Genomic DNA, 4,764 nt, shown 5'->3' on the forward strand with positions numbered 1-4,764 from the left:
GCGCGGGACCGCGCACCTCGGGAGGACGCCGGCCGGCGCCGGCCCCCCGTCCCGCCGTCCCGCCTCCGCCGGGGGAGATCACCGCTCGGGCGGGCGGCGCGGAAGCCGGCCGGCCGGGCGGCGCGGTGGGGGGCTCGCGGAGCTCGATCCGGGCGTGGAAGCGGCGCAGCGGCCCGGGCAGCCACCAGTTCACCCCGCCCATCAACCGCATCGTCGCGGGCACCAGCAGCGCCCGCACCAGCGTGGCGTCCACCACGATCGCCACGAACATCCCCACCCCGAGCAGCTTCACGATCGTGATCCCGGCCGTGGAGAAGGCCCCGATGACCACCAGGAGCAGCAGCGCCGCGCTGGTGATCACCCCGCCGGTCTGCTGCAGCCCCGCCGCCACCGCCGCCGTGTTGTCCCCCGTACGCAGCCACTCGGCCCGCACCCGCGACAGCAGGAACAGCTCGTAGTCCATGGACAGCCCGAACACCACCGCCAGGATCAGCACCGTCACGGTCGCCTCGATCGACCCCGTGGAGGTGAAGTCCAGGACGGAGGCCAGGTGCCCGTCCTGGAAGGCCCACACGATCACCCCGAACGACGCCCCGATGGACAGCACGTTCATCAGCAGCGCCTTGACGGGCAGCACGAGCGAGCCGAAGGCGGCGAACAGCAGCACCCCCGTGACCGAGCAGACCACCAGCGCCATCCACGGCAGGGTGGCGAGGAGGCTGTCCAGCAGGTCCATCTGCGCCGCCGTCGGCCCGCCGACCACCACCCGCCGCACGTTCGGCTCCGGAGCCATCGACCTGATCAGCGTGACCAGCTCCTGGGCCGCGTCCGACATGGGCTCGACGTCGTAGCGGACCGAGAGCCGCACCGCGCCGTTCTCCTGCGACAGCCCCCGCACATCGACCCCCGTGACGTGGGGCAGCCGCTCCAGCCGGCCCACGAGGGGCTTGACGTCGGCGGGCGTCACGGTCGTGACGGCGCTGATGGGCTGGTGGCCCTGCCCGAGCGGCCCGGGGAGCGCGGGTCGCTCGGTGAAGGAGCGTTCGACCAGGACGTGGACGTCGATCGGCGACATGGAGTTCCTGGCGAAGTCGCGGTCCAGGGTCTCGGCGACGCCACGGCTCTCGGAGGCGGCCGGCAGCACCCTGTGGTCCACGTTCCCGAACTTGACGTGCAGGAACGGCACCGCCAGCGACACCAGCACCACCGTGACCACGATCAGATACGCCACGGGCCGCCGCATCACGCTCGACGCGACGGCGTGCCACAGCCCGCCGTCCCCCCGGCCGCCGCCGCGCCCGAAGTCGGGCGTGATCCGCAGCGCGTCCACCCGCCGCCCGAGAATGCCCAGCACGGCGGGCAGCACCACCAGCGCGGCCCCCATCGCGACCAGCACCACGGCCGCCGCCCCGAGCCCGATCGAGCGCAGGAACATCTGCGGGAACAGCAGCAGTCCGAGCAGCGCCGTCGCGACCGTGAGCCCGGAGAAGGCCACGGTCCGCCCGGCCGTGGCCATCGTCGCGACCACGGCCTGCTCGTTGGTGGCCCCGCGCCTGATCTCCTCCCTGAACGCCTTGAGCACGAACAGCGAGTAGTCGATGGACAGGCCGAGGCCGAGCATGGTGACGACGTTCAGCGAGAAGACGGAGACCTCGGTGACCTCGGTGAGCAGCCGCAGCAGCACCAGCGCGCCGAGCACCGAGAACAGCCCGACGATCAGCGGCAGCCCGGCCGCCACCAGGCTCCCGAACACCACCACGAGCAGCACCAGCAGCACCGGCATGGAGATGGCCTCGGCCCTGGCCAGGTCCGCGCCGGTCTGGTCGTTGAGCTCTTTGAGCAGCGGCACCGACCCGCCGACCTCCACCTGGAGGTTCTCGACGCGTTCGAGCCGGTCCGCGATCGCCGCGTAGCCGTCCTGCTTGGCCTGCGGGCCGCCCTTCAGCGTGACCAGCGCGTACGTCGAGTGCCCGTCCTCGGACACCATCTCCTTGGAGCCGCTGGTCCAGTACGTGACGATCCTGCGCACGTACGCGCGGGGCAGCCCGCGCAGCGAGTCGTGCACGGCCTTCTTGTAACGCGGGTCCCGTGCCTTGACCGCCGGATGCCGGTAGAGGACGACCACGTCGGGGGCGTCGCCGCCGTACCATTCGTCGTTCCAGCGCGCGGCGGTCGTCGAGTCGGCGCGCGGGGCCTCGAAGCCGCCGTCCGCCATCCGCCCGAACAGCTCCATTCCCAGCGGCGCGACGAGGACGGCCGCCGCCAGGCTCAGCACCAGCAGCGTCCATCTGGCGCGATAGACGAGGCGGCCCGCGGACTCGAACAAGGGGGTCTCAGCCGGCCTCGGCCCGGGTCAGGGCGCCTTCGAGGTAGGCCCGCAGGCAGGCCCGGCGGGCGATCTTCCCGCTCGACGTCCTCGGCACGGCCCCGGGCTCGGTCAGCACGAAATCGTGCACGGATAAGTCGTGATATTTCCGTACGGCAACCCGCACCGCGCGCGCCACCTCCTCCCCGTCCGCCTCCACACCCCGTTGGAGAAAGTCGCGCGAGCACTCGGCCACCACCACGAGCCGCTCCGTCTCCTCCCCCGGCACCGCGAACGCCGCCACGCGGTCCCGCCGCACCGCCCGATGCGCCTCCTGCACGGTGGCCTCGACGTCCTGCGGGTAGTGGTTGCGGCCGTCCACGATGATCAGGTCCTTGATCCGCCCGGTGATGTAGAGGTGGCCGTCGTGGAGCACGCCGAGGTCACCGGTCCGCAGCCAGGTCCCGTCCACGCCGTCCAGCACCGCGCCGAACACCTCCGCGCTGCGCGCCGGGTCCCGCCAGTAGGCGCGGGCCACGTTCGGCCCCTGCACCCGGATCTCTCCCACCTCGCCGTCCGGCAGCGCCCGCCCGTCCTCGCCGGCCACGCGTACGTGCTGGCCGTGCGGCCGGCCGCAGGAGACGAGCAGGCTGCGCGCGCCCCTCCCCGTGTGCGGCACCGCGTGCCCCTCCCGCAGCGCGTCGCGGTCGAAGCCGGTCACCAGGGGCCGCTCGCCCCGGCCCATGGCGGCCACGAACACGGTCGCCTCCGCCAGCCCGTACGCCGGGGTGTGCGCCTCGGGCCGCAGCCCGTGCCCGGCGAAGGCGGCATCGAACGCGGCGATCGCACCGGGCCTGACCGGCTCGGCGCCGTTCAGCATGACCCGCACGCCGGACAGGTCCAGCCCCGCCTTGTCCGCCTCGGAGACCCGCGCGGCGGTGTACTCGTAGGCGAAGTTGGGCCCGCCGGTGAACACCTCCCCGAACTCCGACAGCAGCCGCAGCCACCGCACCGGGCTCATGACGAACGCCACCGGATCCATGAAGACCGCCTGGTTCCCGCCCATCATCGGCATCGCGACCGTGGCGACCAGCCCCATGTCGTGGAAGAGCGGCAGCCACAGCACCGCGACCGAGGTCGCCGGCCTGGCCTCGAACACCTCCCAGAGCTGGGCGGCGTTGGCTGTGAGGTTCGCGTGCGTGATCTCGACCCCGGCGGGCGCGCGGGTGGAGCCGGAGGTGTACTGCAGGTAGGCCAGGTCGTCCGGCCGGACGTGCTCGGGCGCCCACTCGCATTCGTCGGCCAGCAGATCGGAGACCGTGTCCACGGTGATCACGTGCTTGGGCGCCTGCGCGGCGGCCAGGAAGTCCGTGACGCCCGGCAGCGCCGCCGTCGTGGTCAGCACGATCATCGGGTCGGCATCCGCGTACGCCCCGGTCAGCCGCTCGGCGTGCCCGGGCAGGCCGGGCGCGAACAGCGGCACCGCGACGAGCCTGGCGTACATCGTGCCGAGCATCGCCACCACGTAGTCCAGCCCTTGGGGCGCGAGCACGGCCGCGCGGTCGCCCGGCCCGGCCAGCTCGCGCAGCCGGACGGCCAGGGCCCTGGCCTTGAGGTCGGCCTGCCGCCAGGTGAGCGTCCGGCGCGAGCCGTCCCCGAGATGGTCCACGAACGTGTAAGCGGGCGCGCCCGGCGTCTCCCGGGCCCACCTCGCCACCTGGGCGATCAGCGTGTCGCGCATGCCTGGTCCCCTCGCCGACAGCAGGGACCTAGCAAATTACGGGAGAAGAAGGAGCGATTCTTGCCAAACCCCTGCACATTCCTCAACCGGTCTTGTTAGCGACGTGACAAGTCCGGATGAAATATTGGGACGACAAGGGTTGAGAAGAACGGCAGAATAGGTCGGCTTCGACCGTTTTCTGGAGGTTCCTGCCCGTGCACAGTTTCAGCCGTGACCTCGGGCTACTCAAGGACCGTCGTTTCACCCTGCTGCTCACCGCCCGCACCATCTCCGTCCTGGGCAGCGCGTTCGCCCCCGTGGCCCTGGCGTTCGGCATTCTCGGCCTGCCCGGGGCGAACGCCACCACCCTGTCCGTCGTGCTCACCGCCGAGTCGCTGCCCATGATCGTGTTCATGCTGGCCGGCGGCGTGATCGCGGACCGGCTGCCGCGGCAGCGGGTGATGATGGCGGGCGAGTTCGTGATGGCGGCGGGCTTCTTCGCGCTGGCGGCCATGCTGCTCACCGGCTGGACCCCGCTGCCCGCGCTGAGCGCGGCGGCGGCGCTGAGCGGGCTGGCCACGGCCATCACGTTCCCGGCGCTGACGGGGATCATCCCCGAGGTCGTGCCGCTCGACCGGCTGCAGACCGGCAACGCGCTGCTCGGCCTGGGCGCGAACGCCTCGCGGGTGGCCGGGGCGGTGCTGGGCGGCGGCACGGTGGTGCTGTTCGGCGGGGGCTG

3 protein-coding genes are annotated in these 4,764 nt (G+C 72.5%); 1 reads left to right on the forward strand and 2 read right to left on the reverse strand.

Annotated features, from left to right (window positions below; translation table 11 throughout):
* Positions 1–2,326, reverse strand: a 2,326-nt coding sequence (locus tag ETD85_RS60275; protein ID WP_138698763.1) for an MMPL family transporter, incomplete at its 3' end; no start/stop codon positions are given.
* A gap of 7 nt (positions 2,327–2,333) precedes the next feature.
* Positions 2,334–4,046, reverse strand: a complete 1,713-nt coding sequence (locus ETD85_RS60280; protein ID WP_138698764.1) for a fatty acyl-AMP ligase — start codon at positions 4,044–4,046, stop codon at positions 2,334–2,336.
* Between the two features lie 194 nt (positions 4,047–4,240).
* Here ETD85_RS60280 and ETD85_RS60285 point away from each other — a divergent pair.
* Positions 4,241–4,764: MFS transporter (locus ETD85_RS60285; RefSeq protein ID WP_138698765.1), on the forward strand; the 524-nt coding region annotated here is incomplete at its 3' end.

Source organism: Nonomuraea zeae (assembly GCF_005889725.1).
GTDB classification, from domain to species: Bacteria; Actinomycetota; Actinomycetes; order Streptosporangiales; family Streptosporangiaceae; genus Nonomuraea; species Nonomuraea zeae.